The sequence below is a fragment of the Microcoleus sp. B3-D7 genome (genome assembly GCF_036705305.1).
Classification (GTDB): domain Bacteria; phylum Cyanobacteriota; class Cyanobacteriia; order Cyanobacteriales; family Microcoleaceae; genus Microcoleus.
Genome location: NZ_JAUBUE010000009.1, coordinates 96799 through 117630 on the forward strand (window position 1 = coordinate 96799; position 20832 = coordinate 117630).

At 46.1% G+C, this 20832-nt stretch carries 15 protein-coding genes and 1 tRNA gene; 11 read left to right on the forward strand and 5 right to left on the reverse strand.

Annotated elements, in window-relative coordinates:
- Positions 1 to 586: 586 nt before the first annotated feature.
- From QUB25_RS09450 to QUB25_RS09470, 5 genes are all read left to right on the forward strand, one after another.
- Positions 587 to 2239 (forward strand): AarF/ABC1/UbiB kinase family protein, encoded by a 1653-nt coding sequence (locus tag QUB25_RS09450; protein ID WP_333182963.1) that lies wholly within the window; start codon positions 587 to 589, stop codon positions 2237 to 2239.
- Between the two features lie 260 nt (positions 2240 to 2499).
- Positions 2500 to 2706 (forward strand): hypothetical protein, encoded by a 207-nt coding sequence (locus QUB25_RS09455; protein WP_333060751.1) that lies wholly within the window; start codon positions 2500 to 2502, stop codon positions 2704 to 2706.
- A 233-nt stretch (positions 2707 to 2939) separates the two neighbouring features.
- Positions 2940 to 3884 carry a UV DNA damage repair endonuclease UvsE gene (uvsE, locus tag QUB25_RS09460; RefSeq protein WP_333182965.1) on the forward strand — a complete coding sequence of 315 codons (945 nt, stop codon included), beginning with the start codon at positions 2940 to 2942 and terminating at the stop codon, positions 3882 to 3884.
- Between the two features lie 106 nt (positions 3885 to 3990).
- Positions 3991 to 4662 carry an SOS response-associated peptidase gene (locus QUB25_RS09465; protein WP_333182966.1) on the forward strand — a complete coding sequence of 224 codons (672 nt, stop codon included), beginning with the start codon at positions 3991 to 3993 and terminating at the stop codon, positions 4660 to 4662.
- A gap of 150 nt (positions 4663 to 4812) precedes the next feature.
- Positions 4813 to 5199: a VOC family protein gene (locus QUB25_RS09470; RefSeq protein ID WP_333182968.1), complete on the forward strand. Its 387-nt coding sequence runs from the start codon at positions 4813 to 4815 to the stop codon at positions 5197 to 5199.
- 113 nt (positions 5200 to 5312) lie between these two features.
- On the opposite strand, the gene QUB25_RS09475 is transcribed toward QUB25_RS09470, so the two are convergent.
- On the reverse strand, positions 5313 to 5930 hold the full coding sequence (locus QUB25_RS09475; protein ID WP_333038521.1) for a CP12 domain-containing protein: 618 nt from the start codon (positions 5928 to 5930) through the stop codon (positions 5313 to 5315).
- A gap of 494 nt (positions 5931 to 6424) precedes the next feature.
- On the opposite strand from QUB25_RS09475, the gene glpX reads away from it, so the two are divergent.
- The 3 genes from glpX to QUB25_RS09490 all read left to right on the forward strand — a co-directional run bounded on the left by glpX (position 6425) and on the right by QUB25_RS09490 (position 12208).
- Positions 6425 to 7462 carry a class II fructose-bisphosphatase gene (gene glpX / locus QUB25_RS09480; protein ID WP_333038520.1) on the forward strand — a complete coding sequence of 346 codons (1038 nt, stop codon included), beginning with the start codon at positions 6425 to 6427 and terminating at the stop codon, positions 7460 to 7462.
- Positions 7463 to 7607: 145 nt separating this feature from the next.
- The gene (locus tag QUB25_RS09485) at positions 7608 to 8900 is read left to right on the forward strand and encodes a glutamyl-tRNA reductase (protein WP_333060755.1); all 1293 of its coding nucleotides are present in this window, start codon (positions 7608 to 7610) and stop codon (positions 8898 to 8900) included.
- 296 nt (positions 8901 to 9196) lie between these two features.
- The gene (locus tag QUB25_RS09490; protein WP_333182970.1) at positions 9197 to 12208 is read left to right on the forward strand and encodes a UPF0182 family protein; all 3012 of its coding nucleotides are present in this window, start codon (positions 9197 to 9199) and stop codon (positions 12206 to 12208) included.
- 102 nt (positions 12209 to 12310) lie between these two features.
- On the opposite strand, the gene QUB25_RS09495 is transcribed toward QUB25_RS09490, so the two are convergent.
- From QUB25_RS09495 to QUB25_RS09510, 4 genes are all read right to left on the reverse strand, one after another.
- Positions 12311 to 12979: a hypothetical protein gene (locus tag QUB25_RS09495; RefSeq protein ID WP_333182972.1), complete on the reverse strand. Its 669-nt coding sequence runs from the start codon at positions 12977 to 12979 to the stop codon at positions 12311 to 12313.
- A gap of 268 nt (positions 12980 to 13247) precedes the next feature.
- The gene (locus QUB25_RS09500; RefSeq protein WP_333060758.1) at positions 13248 to 14198 is read right to left on the reverse strand and encodes a PIN domain-containing protein; all 951 of its coding nucleotides are present in this window, start codon (positions 14196 to 14198) and stop codon (positions 13248 to 13250) included.
- A gap of 240 nt (positions 14199 to 14438) precedes the next feature.
- Complete coding sequence (locus tag QUB25_RS09505) at positions 14439 to 16067, reverse strand: site-2 protease family protein (RefSeq protein ID WP_333060759.1); 1629 nt, start codon at positions 16065 to 16067, stop codon at positions 14439 to 14441.
- Between the two features lie 345 nt (positions 16068 to 16412).
- Positions 16413 to 16486: transfer RNA gene (locus QUB25_RS09510), tRNA-Arg, on the reverse strand.
- 941 nt (positions 16487 to 17427) lie between these two features.
- Between QUB25_RS09510 and QUB25_RS09515 the strand changes: the two genes are divergently transcribed.
- The 3 genes from QUB25_RS09515 (at position 17428) to QUB25_RS09525 (ending at position 20824) form a co-directional block, all read left to right on the forward strand.
- A complete protein-coding gene (locus QUB25_RS09515; RefSeq protein ID WP_333038506.1) occupies positions 17428 to 18102 on the forward strand; it encodes an Npun_F0813 family protein in 675 nt (224 codons plus the stop codon).
- 561 nt (positions 18103 to 18663) lie between these two features.
- On the forward strand, positions 18664 to 19722 hold the full coding sequence (locus QUB25_RS09520) for a hypothetical protein (protein WP_333038504.1): 1059 nt from the start codon (positions 18664 to 18666) through the stop codon (positions 19720 to 19722).
- Between the two features lie 154 nt (positions 19723 to 19876).
- Entirely contained in the window at positions 19877 to 20824 is a 948-nt protein-coding gene (locus QUB25_RS09525; RefSeq protein ID WP_333060760.1) for a hypothetical protein, read from the forward strand.
- The last annotated feature ends 8 nt before the right edge of the window (positions 20825 to 20832 follow it).

Genomic DNA, 20832 nt, shown 5'->3' on the forward strand with positions numbered 1-20832 from the left:
AAAAACTCAGGTCTATTTTAGGCTCAATTCGCTTCAAGCGTTGTTCAATTTCTTCTAACCGCTGTAGTACGACAATAAATGCTATACATGAGACAGTAAAAGTGAGGATACTGACCACTGAACCACACTGAGATAGTAGAGTTGATACTTGAGAAAGATTAGAGTTTACTTCACGCAACATAGCAACTACTTCAGGCGGCTGCTTCTGTGCATCCCGCATCACACCGCCAACTCGTAGATACTTCCCACTATTCTAAACCTTCATTACTCGACTCAAAAATTGTAAATATTACATCAACTGCACTCATCTTCTTGACCCTTCCTAAATCTGAATATTTACTTTACTTATATAATTAAATTTATTGACGTATAATTTTTTAATTATAAAAATATTATGTATGCTTTAAATGTATATTACTATGAGGAGTAAGGCCGAAGCCAAAAACCGATCGCCCCCACACCCGAAAGCTGTCACGCCCATTCCCACTATTTCCCCCAAGTTATTCCCCAAGACACTGGTCAGCCCGGTCAACAGCGCTATCCTAGTAGTTATATAGCCCTTAAACCCGATCGACCCGGAGGCCCCTTGTTTAGCCTAGTTCAAAACACTTCTCGCAAAGGAGAAATTCTAGAGGTCGTCTTCCGCAACGGTTGGGACTACATGAAAAGCCTCCTAACCGGCCGCAAAACCGACGCACCCAGTCTCCCAACTCCAGCAGTTCTCCGCAACATCCTCGTCGAATTAGGCCCAGTATTTGTCAAATTGGGACAATTGCTGAGCACCCGTCCCGACCTTTTACCGGCCAGCTACATCGAAATCCTCTCCACGCTACAAGCGGAAGTACCGCCCGTACCGTGGTCACAAGTAGAAGCAATCGTCCGCCAGGAACTCACACAATCTCTCGAAAATACCTTCGCCAAATTTAACACCGAAGCCGTCGCCGCAGGTTCGATCGCCCAAACCCACAAAGCTACTTTAAAAGACGGCCGCGAAGTCGCCCTCAAAGTTCAGCGTCCCGGTATTGAGATTGTCATCGAACAAGACATCGCCGTCCTCCGAGGTTTGGCAGAACTTGTCATGCTCACAGACTTCGGTCAACAATACGATATTGTCGCCCTAGCTGAAGAATTTGCGATCGCCCTGCGTGCAGAACTAGACTTCATTCAAGAAGCCAGCTACACAGACGAACTGCGCCGCAATTTATCTAAAAGTAAATGGTTTGACCCCACACAAGTTGTCCTACCAGAAATTAACTGGGAGTTAACTACAAAAAAACTCTTAGTAATGGAGTGGCTGAACGGAGTCCCGATTTTGTTAGGCGATTTGCAAGGAGTTCGCCACAAAGGAGATATAAATGCCGAACGCGAAGAAATTACAACGCTACTTTGCCGCGTTTTCTTCCAGCAGTTATATATCGACGGATTCTTTCACGCCGACCCGCATCCCGGCAATTTATTTTATCTAACCGACAGCCGGATAGCTTTGCTGGACTGCGGCATGGTCGGCCGATTAGACCCGCGCACTCAGCAGAATTTGACAGAAATGTTGCTGGCAATTGTAGATTTAGATGCTCAGCGCTGCGCTCAATTAACTTTGGAAATGGCAGAATTTGCTCAGCCGACAAGTTTAGTTAATCTAGAGAACGATTTGGCTCGAATGCTACGCAAGTATTACAATGTGAGCTTGTCGCAAATGAACTTGTCGGAAATTTTTTATGAGGTGCTGGAAATCACCCGCAAAAATAAAATTCGGCTGCCCAGCAATCTCGGTTTGTATGCAAAAACTCTAGCGAATTTGGAAGGACTGGCGCGCTCTTTTAATCCCAGATTTAATATTGTAGAGCAGGTCAAACCGCTGATGACCGATATGTTTCGGCGTCAGTTATTAGGAGATGACCCGATACAAGCTCTGTTGAGAACAGCTCTCGATCTCAAAAGCTTATCTTTGCAATCTCCGCGACAGGTGGAAGTGCTTTTAGACCGGGTTACTTCGGAAACTTTGAAGTGGAATTTGACACTAAAAGAACTCGATCCGCTACGCCGCACTCTGGGGGATTCTGCGAACCGACTTTCTTTTAGTATTGTAGTGGGTTCGCTGATTGTGGGGGCGGCAATTATTTCTTCTAACGCGCAAACTTCTCAGCTATCTTTTCTGAGCACTGGTTTGTTTGGGACCGCGAGTTTTTTGGGTTTTTGGTTAATTATTAGCATTCTCAGATCAGGGCGTTTGCGGAGTTGATGGCAAAGAGGAAATGGGGCAAATCCGGAGATATAGCAATCCTTTCGGGAAAGGCGCAACTGGCTTTTTTTGTGAACGAATCGCGAACACGCTATTGACGCGAATCTTGAGAATAGAAGAGAAATATTTCACAATTGATGCCAGGAGTGCTATAGCATCCTCAACTATTAAGCAACATCTCTGACTTAAGATAGGCGATCGCCCGCAGCAGCTAAGTCTAAGCTAGAAATTGTTCCATAAACCTAATTGAGGAAAAAAAGATGAGTAGCGGTCACGCCAGCCATAAAGGCTCTTCCACAAAACCCAATACCAACACTAACGGTCAAATTACATCCCCTGAAGACCAACCCGCTGATCCGCTAAATCAAGAAACATCCGGTTATCCGTTCCATAACGAAGCAATGGAAAATCCTGTTGCCACCGCGCGGCCCGACGAAGAGGCTGATTCTCGCCAAGAACAGCAATAGTTATATCGATTAAATTGGCATCGATATGCTATCTGCAACGCGGTTGATTAGAGGTTTGATAAAAATTAGGTTGGTACTAATTACATCTTGCACTTCCAGAGTCCGCCAGCGATTTCAATCTCTGCCGGACTCTTTGGGCAGGTTCAGTAGTACCTAAAAACTTCAAGACTAAGAACTCAAGTCCTTATGAAAAACCTATTTAACATAAAATTAAAGTTAGGGATTATTGCTAAATGAGCGGGATTAACCAAGTAGTGGAACAGGAAAAATTGCCGGAATTGGGATTAGTTTGTATTACAACATCCGATGCAGTGCGCTTTCGCACTGTCACCCGGAAGCGACTTTTACAGCTTTCGGGAACTGAACAAGAAACGGTATTGCGCGAGCTTTATACAGACAACTTAAAACGGCTTGACAAAGCGATCGACTTCTGTTTTGCTAATCAAATTAAGCTCTACCGCATGACTTCTGCACTGTTCCCTTTTGCAGATACAGATTTGGGGGAAGCAGTGCTACACTCCATGACTGAGGAATTGCGGAATACGGGCGATCGCGCTTTGTCTTTGGGCATCCGTTTGGTACTCCACCCCGATCAATTTGTCGTGCTCAGTTCCGACAAGCCTGATGTCGTTGCAAACAGCATTAAAATTCTCGCCACTCATGCTTTAATTTTAGATATCTTGGGACAGCCCCGATCACCCCAGGCACTGATGAACATTCACGGCGGCAAGAGCGATCGTACTTCGCAACTCAAGTCAGTCATCCGCGATTTACCCGAATCAATTCGATCGCGCTTAACCTTTGAAAATGACGAATACGCTTACAGTTCCTCGGAAATTTTAGAAGTTTGTCTCGATACCGGCGTACCAATGGTTTTTGACGCCCACCACCACGTGATTCACGAACATTTAGAAACTTACGACGACCCCAGCGTTGCGGAAATGCTCGCAGCAGCCCGCAAAACTTGGTCTGTTCCTGAATGGCAATTAGTACACATATCAAATGGCAGAGAATTTTTTGCCGACCCGCGCCACAGCGATGTAATTACAGAAATGCCTAATTGTTATTATCAGGCTCCTTGGATTGAAGTAGAAGCTAAATTCAAAGAATTAGCTATTGAAAAGTTGCGCGCCGAATGGTTGTCTGCGAATGTTCCACAATTTAGCAAGGTGTCGTAGGGGCGGGTTTTACAAACCATCTTTGCCTAACACCAATAATCTCGAAAACCCGCCCCGCCCAACGGTAAATCGCAATCTACCTTTTTGTTAATACCAATTATAAATTATGTGCGGAAGATTCACTTTAACTACTTCAGGTCAAATCATCGCCGAGTTCTTCAAACTGTCGGAAGTTCCCGACATCAAACCGCGATACAATATCGCTCCAACTCAATCTGTTGCCACAGTAACAGTTGAAAAAGAAAAAATGCAGCGACAGTTTCAATTTATGCGATGGGGTTTGATTCCAAGTTGGGCAAAAGACATGAAAATGGGCAGCAAGATGATCAATGCGCGATCGGAAACAGTAGCCGAAAAACCTGCTTTTCGCAGCGCCATCAAGCACAGGCGATGTTTGATAGTCGCTGACGGCTTCTACGAATGGCAACAGCAGGGAAAGAACAAACAGCCTTACTATTTTCAAAAGGCAGACGGCGAACCTTTTGCGTTTGCCGGTTTGTGGGAAAATTGGGAATCTCCAGAAAAAGAAAACATTGTATCTTGCAGTATAATTACTACCGAGGCTAACGAAACAGTGCAGCCGATGCACGATCGAATGCCAGTGATTCTCCCCGACAGCGATTGGGAACAGTGGCTAGATCCTGCTGTTAAAAATGCTCAGGAAGTTTTGCCCTTGTTAAAGCCCTATGCGTCCGAAGCCATGAAAGCAAAAGCGGTAAGTGCGATCGTCAACAGCCCCACTAGAGACACTCCCGAATGTATTAGCGATCGGCAATAAATCATTGGATCGGAGAAAACCGAGATAGTTTGAGTTATGATCTAAAATGATGTTTGAGTTGTAGCTTTGGTTTTATAAGGATCAGTTTAACTCAGTTGTTATTTGCTCAAACATTTTTTTAATCTTAACATCAGTTAGAAGACTAAAAATATGATCGGATACGTTACACTCGGTACCAACGATATTGAAACGGCAGCAAAGTTTTATGATGCTTTGCTTGCTCAAATTGGCGCTCGACGATTCATGGAATTCGAGGGATTTATCGCATGGAGCGTTTCTCCAGAGCGACCAGCACTTGCTATTACAAAACCCTTTGATGGTAACAGAGCAACTGTTGGGAATGGAGTAATGATAGCTCTTCAAGTTGACAGTCCCGAAAAAGTCAACTTAGTTTATAACAAAGCGATCGAACTTGGGGCTAAGGATGAAGGAGCGGCGGGGCAAAGAGGCGTGTTGCCGGGGTTTTATGCGGGATATTTTCGCGATCTTGATGGGAATAAGCTGAACGTGTTTTGTATGACTGAGCCAAACACTTAAGATTTTTATTTTTCGTGAGGCTCTCAGAAAAAAAGCTCTTTCCGATAATTAGCTATTAGTTATCAATCCATAAATAAGAGTTGATAACTAATAACTAATAACTAATGACTAAATTAACTGTCGTACATCCGCGCTTCAGCCGCCTCGGGATTTTCCTCGCAATACTGGTCAAAAGCCGTTTTCTCAAGCTTCATCGATCGCTGGTGAGAAGCCTCAGCCTGCATTTCCTCTACAATATCCCACGCTACCGCGCACTCTCTAGAAGTAGCGCCTTTCTCGGCACAGATAGTTCTGGCATCCGCGATCGCCTGTTCGATTTCTTCGTCAAATAAAATACTCTTCGGCTTCTCGACAAAATCGCTTTTTGTCAATATATCCGTGACCGAAATAATGCCCACTAGCTCGTCCTTAATCACCGGCGCCCGGCGGATGCGGGTGTTCGCGAACAACCTAGCCACGTATTCCACGCCCAAGTCTGGATTCACCGTGATGCACGGTTTGGTCATAATCTCGAAGACGCGGACTTTTTTGGGGTCTACTCCGTAGGCTGCTACTTTATAGACAATATCCGTTTCCGTGACAATGCCGTATGCGTCTTGTTCGTGGCGACGTTCGACAATTAAAGCGCGCAAACACAAATCGTTCATCATCGCCACCGCTTCAGCTACCGTTGCTGAACCGCGAATGGTAACAACTTCTGTTGTCATAATATCTTGGGCTTTCATCATCATTTTTTATTGTTTCCCGCTGATAAAGTCTACTGCGTCCCGATTTGGGGCTGTCCATTTGATTTGTGATCATCATTAGGACTTACCCTCCGAAACCCGGTTTCTACCAAAAGATTGGGTTTAGTAACGATAAATCCGGTCTAGCCACCAGGTTTCTGAGAAATCGTGCGATCGCAAACTAATCATAAAACCTTTAACGGCACTCGGGATGACAAGTTGCCTGAAACAGCCCCTCGCTTCCCCGGAACCTCTGGACTCCGCGATTTAGCGCTCAGACGGGGCTAGCGTGCGATCCTCCAAGCAAGAGTCAAGTATTGGGGCGATCGCTCTTTGAGCTTGTTGGGATCAGATTTTCCAGCCCCAGTCTCAAAGAAGCAAAAGTTAACACAAACTAAGCAAGTGCTTGCGCTCGCAGAGATCCCCGCCTCTGATAAACTTGATGGCTGGGAGTGCAAAAGAGCACAAGGCACGCATCAGCAGTTGGGAGGATCTAGTTCGTGGACAATGTAATCGGTTTAGAGATTATCGAAGTAGTTGAGCAGGCAGCCATCGCCTCCGCTCGCTTGATGGGCAAAGGCGAGAAAGATGAAGCCGACAGAGTGGCTGTAGAAGCCATGCGGGAGCGCATGAACAAAATTCATATGCGCGGTCGCATCGTGATCGGCGAAGGCGAACGCGATGACGCACCAATGCTTTACATCGGTGAACAAGTAGGTATTTGTACCCGCGAAGATGCCAAAGATGTCTGCAACATAGATGAATTGATCGAAATTGACATCGCTGTTGACCCCTGCGAAGGTACTAACCTGGTCGCTTACGGTCAAAACGGTTCGATGGCAGTTTTGGCAATCTCTGAAAAAGGTGGTTTGTTTGCGGCACCGGATTTCTACATGAACAAATTGGCTGCTCCTGCGGCTGCTAAGAATCATGTAGATATTCGCAAAACGCCGACTCAAAACCTCAAAATTATCTCTGATTGTCTCGGCCGCAGTATTGAAGATTTGGTGGTGGTGGTCATGGATCGCCCCCGACACAAAGATTTAATTAATGAAATTCGGCAAGCGGGTGCAAGAGTTCGGTTGATCAGCGACGGCGACGTTTCGGCAGCGATTTCTTGCGCGTTTTCTGGTTCCAACATCCACGCACTTATGGGTATTGGCGCTGCACCCGAAGGTGTGATTTCCGCAGCAGCAATGCGCTGCTTGGGCGGTCACTTCCAAGGACAGTTAATTTACGATCCGGCTGTTGTAAAAACTGGTTTGATCGGTGAAAGCAAAGAGAGCAATATCGCTCGACTTAAAGACATGGGCATCACAGACCCAGACAAGATTTACAATGCTGAAGAGTTGGCATCTGGAGAAACAGTTCTGTTTGCAGCTTGCGGGATTACTCCCGGAACGTTGATGGATGGAGTTCGCTTCTTTGGCGGTGGCGCTCGCACTGAAAGTTTGGTAATTTCTTCTCAGTCAAAAACTGCTCGGTTTGTGGATACAATCCATATGTTTGACCAGCCGAAATCTTTGCAATTGAATTAGTGATTAGTTAGTGGTTAACAGTTAAATGTTAACAATTAACAGTTAACGGTTAACAGTCACCGATGATTAGCAATTAGCGATAAACTAAGAACTAATAACAGGTGACTGTTAACAACTAAGAAAGAAATAGTGACAAATCACAGATATGAATATTGCAGTCGTAGGTCTCAGCCACAAAACAGCGCCGGTAGAAGTTCGCGAAAAACTAAGCATTCCAGAACACAAAGTTGAAGCGGCGATCGCCCAATTGCGCGGCTACCCGCACATTCAAGAGGTTGCTATTCTCAGCACTTGCAACCGCTTAGAGATTTATATTGTTACCAGCGAGTCGGAACCGGGTGTGCGAGAGGTTATTCAGTTCCTTTCAGAATGCAGTAAAGTTCCTTTGCAGTCTTTGCGCCCTCACCTGTTTATTTTGCTGCACGAAGATGCGGTGATGCACTTGATGCGAGTCGCTTCTGGTCTCGACAGTTTGGTGCTCGGAGAAGGACAAATTTTGGCTCAGGTGAAACAAACTCACAAACTCGCCCAGCAGTACAAAGGTGTAGGCAGAATTTTAGAGCGCTTGTTCAAGCAAGCTCTCACAGCAGGGAAGCGAGTTCGCACAGAAACTAGCATCGGTACCGGTGCAGTTTCGATTAGTTCGGCGGCAGCAGAATTGGCTCAAATGAAGGGTCAGCATTTAGCAAGCAGCAAAATTGCAATTATCGGTGCTGGCAAAATGTCGCGGCTTTTGGTGCAGCATTTGCTCTCAAAAGGAGCTAGCCATATTTCGATCGTTAACCGCTCTGTGCGGGGCGCCCTGGAGTTAGCCGGTCAGTTTAAAGATGCTGAATTGCACCTGTATCAACTCTCGGAAATGATGCAGATAATTGCCAATTCTGACTTGGTTTTTACCAGTACGGCAGCTACCGAGCCACTGTTAAATAAAGCTAAATTGGAATCGGTTTTAGACCCGAATCGCCCTTTGATGTTGGTGGATATTTCTGTGCCACGCAACATTGACTCAGATGCGAATGAACTCGCTAATGTGCGATCGTTTAATGTGGACGACTTGAAAGCAGTGGTAGCTCAAAATCACGAAAGCCGCCGCAAAATGGCAATGGAAGCTCAGGGCTTGCTGGAACAGGAAGTAGAGGCTTTTGATCTCTGGTGGCGCAGTCTGGAAACGGTTCCTACTATTAGCTGTTTGCGGGATAAGATAGAATTGATTCGGGAACAAGAGTTAGAAAAAGCTTTATCGCGTCTGGGTTCGGAATTTTCGGAGAAACATCAAGACGTGATTGAATCTTTAACAAGGGGGATTGTGAATAAGATTTTGCACGATCCGATGGTACAGTTGCGCGCTCAGCAGGATATTGAGGCGCGGCGACAAGCGATGCAAACTTTGCAAACACTGTTTAATTTGGATGTGGATGTCAATCAGCAGTACAGCTAGCTGGAGTTTTTTCGATTCAATTTTCGATTCACATTCGGTTAATTGCACGTTATATGTGTAGGGACTTACGCATTTGTCCGTTGCTATCAGCTTAGCACTCAACTATCAGTTAGACAGGGTTTCAAGCGCTGGCTCAAAGCTCAAGTCCTATTGCATAGGATTGAAGAAGTGATTAGTTAATTACTCTTCATTCCGAGGACTCGATCTATTAGCATTGGACTTACGTCTAAGAGTGAGGTTTTGGGTTAAGTTGACAGATATGGGCAATGCAATGTCCCTACTTCTAGCTGATTGTTATGACTTTAAGAAGGCGAATTTATCCCTTAATTTTATCGATTGTAGGGTTGTGGCTGGTTTTGGAGTTTGCCTCCCGCATTGCGGCAGAAATTCTCTGGTTTCAGGAAGTTGGATATCTTCAGGTTTTTCTATTAAAGCTGAAAACTCAAGGGTTGCTGGGGACGATCGCAATTGCTGTTTCTTCTGTCTATTTGCTCGGAAATTTAGCTTTAGCCCGCCGCCTGCAACATCCCGCAGAGGAAATGAAATCGCCGGTTGCGGGGGCGCTATTCGCTTCACTGAGGGCTAACAAAGCTGGGAAGAATTACGAATTACCTGTTGCTAAATCCCAAATTACCTTTTCCTGGCTGCTGTTGACGGTATTCGGATTGAGTTCGATCGCAACTTTTATAGTAATTCACTGCGGGCTGTTAGCTGCAAACAGCCTCACCTATTTCGGTATAGCTGGCAATTTGCCTGCACCGCCCGTGCAGTTGGGAATTGAGTCAATCCAGCAAATAGCTGTGCAGCTATTTTCTCACTGGTGGCAGTTGGGCTTGCTGGTGGGGGCAATGTTAGCTGTGGCAATTAAGCCTGATTTTTGGCTGCAGGCGATCGCCCTTTTTCTCAGTTTGGCGATTGGGCTTATTGTCGCCAGTCGCTGGACAAATGTTTTGCAATATTTTCACCCTACTAATTTTAACACAACCGACCCTCTTTTTAATCAAAATATTAGCTTTTATGTATTTATTTTGCCAATACTAGATTTGCTAAGCTTCTGGCTGACAGTTGTATTTTTGTACAGTTTAGTATCTTGTGCTTTAACATATTTGCTGTCGGGAAATAGCCTGAGTCAAGGGAGATTTTCGGGGTTTTCTCGATCGCAGCAGCGGCACTTGTACGGCTTGGGTGCAGCTTCAATGCTAGCCGCCGCATTCCGCTACTGGCTGGGGCGCTACGCATTGCTGTATTCGCGGGGAGACGTTACTTACGGGGCAAATTATGCTGACGTAACGGTACGGCTGCCCTGCTACGGATTTTTGAGTATTTTGGCGGGGGCGATCGCACTTTTGATGCTGTGCCAGGTTTACCAACTCAAAATTAAAAATGAACTCATAAAAAAGATTACTTTAGCGTGGATAACTTTAAGTTTATTGGGAAGTTTGCTGATGCCAACAATTGTGCAGCAACTCCTAGTTAAACCCAACGAACTAGCACGAGAAAAGCCCTACATTCAGCGCAGTATTGCCTTTACTCAAGAAGCCTTTGACCTCAACAATATAGAAATAAAAACTTTCGATCCCGCCGGAAAACTTACTTATGCCGACTTAGAAAAAAATAAACTTACTATTAGCAACATCCGGCTGTGGGACAAGCTACCGCTGCTGCAAACCAACCGACAGTTACAGCAAATCCGACCCTACTATACATTTCCTGATGCGGATATCGAGCGCTACACAATCAAAAATGAAAAAGCAAAAAAGGGAGATGCTGAAAGCCAACAAGTGTTTCTGGCAGCGCGGGAATTAGATTACACAGCAGTTGCCCCCGAAGCTCAAACTTGGGTAAACGAACACCTGGTTTACACTCACGGTTACGGTTTTACTATTTCTCCGGTAAATACAGTCGGTGTCGGCGGTTTACCCGATTATTTTGTCAAAGATATTGGAGTTGCAGCCCAGAAAGGAGAGACTGCTTTGGAAATAACCAGCGATCGAATTCGGGCCAGTATTCCGATCGGCTACCCGCGAATTTACTACGGCGAAATCACCGATACAGACGCGATGGCGCCCACAAAAGTCCAAGAATTCGACTATCCCAGCGGCGAAGAAAATGTTTACAATACTTACAGCGGTAAGGGCGGAATTGCGATCGGTTCTAGGTGGCGGCGCTGGCTGTTTGCTAATTATCTCAAAAATTGGCAAATGGCGCTGACGCGCAATTTTACGCCAGAAACTAAATTACTGTACCGCCGAAATATTAACAAAAGAGTCCGGGCGATCGCTCCTTTTTTGCGCTACGATTCCGATCCGTATTTAGTAGTAGCAAACGCCAATCTTAGCAATGATGATATAGAAAAAGAAAAAGATGAAAATGGCAACAAGATTAAACCTTCACCCTCGGCTACTGAGAAATCTCCCAACTATCTTTATTGGATTATCGATGCCTATACAGCGAGCGATCGCTATCCGTATTCTGACCCGGGAAATCATGAGTTTAACTACATTCGCAACTCCGTTAAAGTAGTGATTGATGCCTACAACGGGTCTGTTGACTTCTACGTTGCCTATCCCTCCGATCCGATTATTAACAGTTGGATTTCTATCTTTCCTGGACTCTTCAAACCCCTTGACAAAATGCCTCCGGCTCTCCGCAAACATATCAGATATCCAGTAGATTTGTTGAGCCTTCAATCCGAACGTTTGCTAACTTATCATATGGATGACCCGCAAGTGTTTTACAATCGGGAGGATTTGTGGCGAGTTCCCAATGAAATTTATGGCAGCGAACAGCAGCCCGTAGCACCGTATTATTTGATTACGAAACTGCCAACGGAAGCAGCAGAAGAATTTATTTTGCTGCTGCCATTTACACCAGTAAGTCGCAACAATTTAATTGCTTGGATTGCAGGACGCTCGGATGGTGGGGATTACGGAAAATTGCTGCTGTATCTGTTCCCCAAACAGCGATTAGTTTACGGCCCCGAACAAATAGAAGCTTTAATTAACCAAGATCCCGTTATTTCCGAACAAATATCTCTCTGGAATCGCCAAGGTTCCAAAGCACTTCAAGGAAACTTATTAGTAATTCCCATTGAACAATCTTTACTTTATGTGGAACCTCTTTACTTAGAAGCAGAACGGAATAGTTTGCCAACTTTAGTCCGAGTTATTGCTGCCTACGAAAACCGCATCGTCATGGCAGAAAATCTTGACTTGGCACTCAAGGCACTTTTTCAGCAACAATCTACCAATAAACCCGCAATTGTGCGACCTCTAGAAGGAACTGAACCAGCTTTAAAGAGTGAATGAGATAAATTCCGGTTACACTCCTCATGATTGTTGACGGTTGACGGTTGACAGTGAACAGTCAACTCGATTTTATTATTTCTATGCAACCGGAAACGATATAAATTACTGCGATTTATGTGCGCTAGCAGCCTTGATATCCTGCCACCAAACATTGACATAGGGCCACATCAATCTCTCGTCTTCTTCAGAATCTAGTTTCACAGTCACCTCATAACGGTCAATATGCGTGAGTTCGCCTGTTTGGCCATTCAAATACAATTGTTTGGGATTGTCAGTGATAATTTCTACTCTTTGATTCAACAGCGGCAGCATCTGGAAAGAAGAACCCTGAAACGGATTTTTGCCTTTGATCAAATAGCCGCCCATCAAAGAGAAGTACATTGAAGCTAGGAAAAATACTGTACATAAACCCACAATTACCAGCGTTTTTTGTTGTGAAAAACTGGTATAAACGCTCGTATATCCTACGATAATAGTTCCAAAAAACAACAAATTTGGCACGTACAGCCCATCTTCCAGAAACACGCTACCAAAAAACATCAGGGCTACCTGAAAACCAAATAATGCAGCCACCCAACTCCACCCAGTTAGCAACGATGCAGATAGTAGCCAATTCATTGCTAGAGTAAGGGCGATCGCCATTGCTATTGCCCCAAGTGGTGCTGCATAATCGTACTGTCTGAAGGGAATAAGAACAAAAAATACTAAAGCATACGCAAAACCCGCAAAAGCTAGTGCTAATCCACTAATTATTTCGTTCCCGTTCCGCATGGCGATGGATTTTTAGAGCACTAAAGTGAAGTGTTCATCTTCTATTGTGATAGTAGCAGTTGAAAATTCCCAGCGGACTAAGGCCAGAAATTCTAAAGGCCAGAAATTCTAAACGTAGGGTGCGCCACAAGAACCTTACCGCTATATTTAGGGGAGGGAACTAATTTGTGAACCAAGCGTGCTATTCCAGTTTCCCCAGGTGCAAGATTAACGAGGACAGAAATCACAAGTCAGCCGTATCTGAAGGTGAAAGTTTCAGAAAACCAGATTATTTAGGGTCGATCGACTTAACAAATTGTTGCACAGGCTGTGGTAGAGCCGGCACAAAAGTCTTTCTAAAACCCCTAACATCGAACACTCGCCACAAAATACCTACCGCTACCGTCAAGAAAAATAACGCTCCCAAAAAATTGAACACAGTAGACAGAAAACCGCTGTTCCTTTTTTTCGGAGGTGTAATATGTTTAATGCGATAGACAGCCGGCTCGTAATCTCTCGACTCCTCGCGACTGCGCCGCGGCGTTTTGGGGCGCGAACTCGCACTGCGCTTCTCAGTCAAACCCGTTTTATTAGTTTTAGTAAAACTGCTAGCCGACTTCAATTCAGAAGCGCCGCGGGTTCCCGTTAACTGGCTAGCAGAAGCCCCCGTTTTGCCTACAGCAGCATCCTGAATTCTGCTGTTAGGGCGCTGAGTCGATTTGCGTTCGGCGAGGGTACGCATCAAACTTTGCAATTGCTGAGTCGCCGCCGGCGGGCGTTCTCCTTTCCTCGCCCAATTTAACAACATCGCCCCGGTAATCCCGCAGAGATTCGTAGCGCCTACAGAAGCCAGCCGCTTCAGCAGAGGCTGGCTGTTGGACACAAAAATCACCAATGCGTCCGGGTGTTCCTGAGCCAAACCGTAAACGCACTGAGCCGTAGCCACCACGAGCATTGCTGGCTTGCTTTGATTTTTAATCGAAGGTTCGAGAGCTCGGTGTGTTTCCTGAGCGTCAGTTGCAATCCAGCCGCTGTCGGCAAAAAATCGCATAAACTCTCTAGCTACTTGCTCTTGAGCTTTTTCCACCGCTTGCCCTGTCAGACGATCTATTTCGTCGTACACTACTTCCGGGATATAGCAAGTTCCCACCTTGGAATATTCTTGCCACACTTGGGTTCTGCCAGTCATTAAAACATCTGCATCAAAAGTTACCAATACAGGAGGAAGTTGATTAGCCATGACTTTATCCTATAGGCTCAGATAAGTTATTTAAACTTAATCGATCAAGTTTAAACAAATTTTGGGTTATAAATAAATCAACTTTTGGTAGTAGATAAATTGCCCTGGGCAGGGGTCTTAATTGGAACTTAGTAGTTAGGAACCCGATCGCCCTTCATTTCCCAGTTTGATCGCTCAATTCCTATATTCCACTAATTTACCGCAACCCAAGAGCCTATTACCAAAGATGCCCGACTACTGCTAGTTCCCGATTCCCAGACGGCCAGCCAAAGCCGGAGTCAAAGGCAACAGGGCAGCAATCATCAAGAACAAAGCTAGCAAACCCAAAGCCGCGCGAGCGTCGTCAGGCTCAGTCAGCTCGTTGAGGCTCGGCCGCTCCAAATTCCGCTGTAAAATCAGAATCACGATCGCCCAATACAGAGCCAAGGGGTTAACTAAAGAAACGATGGCCAGCACCACAAAAGTCGCTAAAGTAGTGCGACTGGCTATTTTCCGACCGTAGATGGCTTGCACGATTCTACCCCCGTCCAACTGTCCCGCCGGCATCAAATTAATCGCCGTTATTACCAAGCCCAACCAACCGATAACTACCAGCGGGTGAACGTCAACAATCTGCTGCTGCAACGCCGAACCCAAAACCACTTTTGCCAAAGTTCCCACCAAAACCGAGCCCTTGAAAAATTCTGCGGGAATTTGAAACAAACTGCCGGGGTGAGACAGCAGCAAACCCGTTACCAGCATTAGCACAGAAACTATCCCTCCAGCGGCTGACCCGGCAAAAGCGATGTCAAACAAAACTTTACGGTTGGGCAGCAGGGACTCAAAACGGTCGAGCGCTCCAAAACAACCTATCTGCAAAGTTGGTATAAAAAACGGCCAACTCAAGCCAACCTTGTACCGATTTGCCAGCACTCGGCGAGCAATTTCCCCAGAGCCTAAAACCGCCCAAATTCCGGCTGCAATTGGCAAAACTTCTAGATATCTAGCCGGCGAGTTAAAGAAATCGAAACCTAGCAGCAAACCGCCTGTTTCTAAGCTAGTAGCAATTGTTGCCAGCATTAGCACGACGGCTAGGATTTTTTGAGACACGGTTGTTGGCTGCGGGTCGTTGGTGCTGGGCAAGATAATAACTACCGGCTTATCGTCCTGATTTTCTACTAAAAATAGGCGGTAGCGATCGTTTAATCTTTCTTCCAAACTTGCCGTCAAACGTGAGTGTACTTGTTCAGGGTCTCCCCGGAGATTGCCTTTCAAGATTACCCCATCTTGATAGGGAATCGTTTCTGTGGCAAAGAAAGTATCAATTCCAAAGATGCCTTTAATTGCCTTGAGGTCTTCAACTGGAACGGGAATTATTTCTGATTCATTATTCGCAGGCGACGAGGTGACGATCTTAATGGTTTCTGGGCCTGGTGGTCGCTGCGACTCAGGGGCCGAGAAAGCATCGCTTTGGGACTTTACCTCACCAGCATCCGGCCGTGGCAGCACTGTATCGGATGCAGCCTTACGCAATTGCCGACCCAGATAAATGTACAATCCCGTCGATGCCACTAGCAGCAACAATACCGCCACTAGATTGAGGTAAATTCCGGCGGCGAACAAACCAAAGAACAGCAGCCAGGGACTCATCAGTGCAACAGACTGCAACCAAGCCAAAATTCCCAGTTTGCCAAAAGGTCTGGCGCGATAAAATCCCCAACCCAGAATTCCCATAGCAACCAATACGAGCGCAATTGTTGCCGTATTTTCCGATGCAACTATAGGCATTCCGGTTGCTTGCGCCAATAGGGGCTGTAATCGGTCGATCGCGCTGCGGTCGAGTAATAGCATTAAATTTTGGGGAATATGAAATAGAGTTGCTGGGAACATATCCAAACCTGTCGGAAACTAGCCTGATTATTAAGGATAACCCCTGAGTGCTACTCGGCCCACAACCTGCTGCTGGTGCTGTTTAAACATCACAGGATCTGGGCTATTGACACAATAGACTTTTTATGATACCACATCCGCTGTGGCAAGCCTATACTCAGAAGGGTAGCAGTGTCTATCGCCCGGAAGCGGCAAGATTTGCCGCGGTTTGGCAGGGGGCGCTTTTTCACGGATTTGTTTCGGATTCGGGCAGGGGAAACAAATCCGAAGCAAATAAGATCTCAGCCGCTGTTTCCTTGGTGGTAGAAAAGTGCTGAAACCCTTGATGTCATTAAATTTGTGTAACGGGTACGGCAGGACTTGAACCTGCGACTCGCTGCTTAGAAGGCAGCTACTCTATCCAACTGAGTTACGCACCCAACTCAAAAATCGCTAACAAGATTATTGTATCGGTGCAGTGTGCGATCGAGCAAGTAAATTATGTGATGACTTACGCAGAAAGCGCTTTGATGTACAAAAATATGGCGTGCAGCGCGATGGGTCGGGAAAAAAAAACCAAGGTTATGAGAGTGTCTGTGCCTCCAAGACTCTATCTGACAAAAGCTGGAGGACTCACCTGCAAACAGCACAATTGTAAATTTACAATCAAAACTAGGTAGGACGTGAACTCGGGTAAAGTATTTAGAGGTCGAGGTGAAACCCAACTATTTGGTCGATCGGCTCTCTCTCCCAATTAAGACGGAACTCAGACAGCACAAGAGTCACAGGTGCTTTTTCCCAGATTTCTATTGGTTATGTTAACATCCCCTAGTGGCAAAGCCTAAAACGCTGACCGCATTACCTAAAAACCAGAGCTCGTTCCCTGATTTTAGGTATGAGTTGAGACAGAATGACTAATTGGCTGATGTTTAGTTATGTTTGCTAACATTCTGCTCGACTTGATATTTGATAAAAATGTGGTAGAACTAGGATTGAAAGACTCAGGTGAAAATCCCTGATGCTAAGGAGCCTCTATATAAGCTTCCTCTACGGCATCAAAGCAAAACAGTCAATCGCCCGCTCGGCACGAGCGCGAAAATCAAGCGTTGCCAGTACAGCAGTCGTAAATTGTGCGCGGGGGATTTTCCTTCGTGCATTGATTTATACGCCCAGGCTGAGAGACTATCTCAGCTCAGATATTTGTTAGCATTTGTTAGCAAAAAAGTATCGGAACGCTTGAGGAGAGAACCATCTCTAGGTGATCGGGAGCAATCCTGCTAATTTAAGTGGACTCGCTGAATCAAGAATCCCTTTGCCTTTAGGCATGGGGAGTGTCAAAAGCACAGCACCTCGGCCATGACAGGAGTCAAATCGCAGTGTCATGTTTATTCTGAAACGGCAGGATGTTGAAATAACAAATTTTCAACACCCAAAACGGGATCAACAAATTCCCATTCTCAATTATCAGGGGCAGACTTTTCGCCTGATCAGCGCCTTCAACGGCAAGCAAGCAGAAGACGCCAGAGCCTTGTGGCGGGACTTAACCGACAACCGAGGCAAAGCCTGTGTTCTGCTAGAAGAGCCGGATAGATATAGCGTCTGGGGAAAAGTCCGTTTAGATCAGCTTGCCGGTGAAGAACCGGCAGGGAATGAAGCAGCCAAAGCACCACTGTTCGCGCAGGGTTGTCTGCTGCTCCTCCAAGCTGTTTACTTCGATGTAGAAGACCTCTTAGGCGCAAGGCAAGCCACATCGTTTCAGAAAGATATCGCCAAGGTATTTCAGCAGGGAAACTTCCCCCAGGCAGACTCCCCTGATGCGATCAAAAACTGGCTAACCGTTAGTCCCTTGCAAACTCACAAGGTGCCTCCTTGGCAAGAGCAGCATCTCAAAACCTTATTGCAAGAACTCCACCGTTTGGGGAAATCGTATTTTGGCAATACGGACTTTGCTGAGGGAGTCAGCGATGTGCTGCAAGATATGCCCGGCCCGGATCGGACTCAGTTTCTAGATTGGCTGAAACAATCCGCCCTCAACAAATTGTGGATCGCAGGATAGAAAATCTTTGACAATTGCTCAGACAATTGGACTGAGATAATTTAGCTTAGATAATTGCACTGTAGGGGGTACGCGATATACAGGTGGGATTGCCAACTTGTATTGACCAACCAAATTGTTGATTCGATTTGGATGCCACCTATGGTCGGGCAATTTAACTAAGTTTCGATCGCAGTCCCCACCCACAATCATTGATATAAGTGGGGAAGTGTGAAAGCAAAAAAAACAGATACCTCAACATTTGAGGGTAGAATTTCCGAGATAGATTGGGTACTGTAAAAGCCTTAAGGGTGGAGACATATACCGTATTTCTATCATTATATTTCCGGGTACAAGATCGACTAACGACTGATTCCTTGAATTAGTAAATAGATATTATTCTTACTTAGTCTTTCTAGAGTGTACGAGGGCAAAAGTCCCCACGACACACTGAGGACGCCAGTTATTCCGGAAGCGTCAGAGCAAGGTTTTTTTAAGGTTTTTTGGCGAAAGCATCCTCATCTAGAATCAAAGATTGAGATGGGGTGCGTTCAACCGCTAGTTAGGTCTCGTGGAATCCCTATGAGTAGCACTTCAGAAAAGTCATCTACATCTTCATCTTTACTGTCAGCTCAGACCCTAGTGATTGCGGGCATTGTCTGGGCTGTCATGGCGCTGCTGTTCTTTTTGCTGTTCAGCGTCCCCCTCTCAGCAGAAGAAGGTTTACCTCTTTGGTACTCGATCGGCACTTACATTTTTGAATGCGGAGCATACTTGGGAGCGGCTTTAGTCTGTTTTAGAAACTGGCAAAGCCCGCACATGGTCAGCGGGCGCAACGTCTGGCTGGGCATAGGTCTGGGGATGCTGTTCTATTTCATAGCAGGCGTGCTTTTCGGGATTTGGGAACTGTATTTCGAGTTAGACCCGGACGTGTCTCCTGCGGATGCGTTTTATCTGGGCAGCTATGTGGTCCTGATCGGGGGCATGGTTGTAGCTGTGACTTCCAAGCGACTGAATCTAGAAATTTGGCAGTGGGGTTTGTTAGCGGGAATTGCAGCCTTCGGCATTGCTGTAGCTATCTGGGTTGCTGCACCTGACTCTTGGAGGGCCCAGCTAGGAATGGCTCCTGCAGCCACTCAAGAAGTAGTGACAGAATCTGAACCAGCAACCACTGCAACAGGAAGAGCGCCTGCTTTGGAAAATTCCTCTAAGTTGCAGGCAAAAGGAGCAACAGCGACTGATCCTGCATCAGCACCCGAAGAAGAAGAAGCAGAAATCAAAGCTCCCGCATGGGTGATGGCACTAGACAAGCAACTGGCGCCTCACAAAAATGCAATCAATTTGTTTTACATCGTCGGGGACGTTTTTCTGCTGATTATTGCTACTGCATTGCTGCTGGCGTTTTGGGGAGGACGTTTTTCCCAATCTTGGAGAATGATTGCGGCTGCAACTTTTTCGCTTTACATCGCAGATATGTACTTTAAATGGCGCGATACTCAGGCTGAGGGTAGTTATCAAAGCGGCAGTTTGCTGGAAGTCTTTTTTGTTTTCAGCGCCATCCTGTTCGGAATAGGAGCTATCTTGGAACATGACATCTCAACCCGTTCTCGCCAGAGCAGGCGCAGTCGTCGCGCAGCGTAGCGATTAGAGATTGGGGTTGCTTCGGCAAGCGATAGGGAAGCGAAAGCTTTTTTGCCCTTGTCTGCATCTGTGAGCTTGAAATCGAAAATCAAAAATCACAGTTCGCTGACTGCTAGCCTGCGTCTTTTCACGTCTTTTTGCTGGAAAACTTGGCATGACGCCTACAAAACTCTCCGATTCAGACAAACGCGAACTCATCAGGCTGTACCGACAGTCCAACGAGAATACTATCACTCTGGCAAAGCGCTACGGAGTGAGCAGTTCGACTGTAAGGCGCATCCTTCAGGGTGCTTTGTCGGAGCCGGAATACGAATTTCTAGTCCAGCAAAAACAAAAGCGTTTGTCCGATCGCACAAGTGTTTCTGAACCGACAGAGGCGACTACTGAGTCGTCGCCAGATGGCGAAATCGATCCTGTAGCTGTCCCCCTGTCGGAGTCAGTCCCTGTCCTGCCGTCAGCCTCAAATTCGAGACCGACGATCCGAAAGCGTTCTGAATCAGTCCCTGAACCAGTTGCAGAATTGGATGTTTCTGATGTGCCAGATGCCCCAGCAGCCAATCTTGGCGCTCAAAGCCACCGCGCTGTTGTGACTGGTGAACTAAAGGCAATGCTGCCAGCAGAAGGGCTGCTGGCAGGTGAAGACTTTAGCGATTTCGAGGACGACGATGAGGATGATGAAGACGATTTAGATGACGACTTAGACGAAGATGTAGAGGATGAAGACTCTCTGTCTGAAGGTAGTCTCCTCGGTTCACTATCGTCGAGCGAGTTGATCGAGCTTCGGGGTACAGGACTAATTCAAGTTTTGCCTTTAAGCGAAGCATCTCTGCCCAAAATTTGTTATTTGGTGGTCGATCGGGCAGCCGAGTTAATCACCAGACCTCTAAAAGCTTTTGGCGAACTGGGTCAAATTCCGGCGGCGGAAATTCGCGAGAAAACCCTGGCAGTGTTTGACAATCACCGAGTGGCGCGCCGATTTGCTACTCGCAATCAAAGGGTTTTCAAGATTCCTGACAGCAGTATGCTGCAAAAAGCAGCGCCTTATTTGCGAGCTAAGGGAATTACTCGGCTGCTGATTGACGGTCAGGTATATTCCCTCTAAGGGCTCAA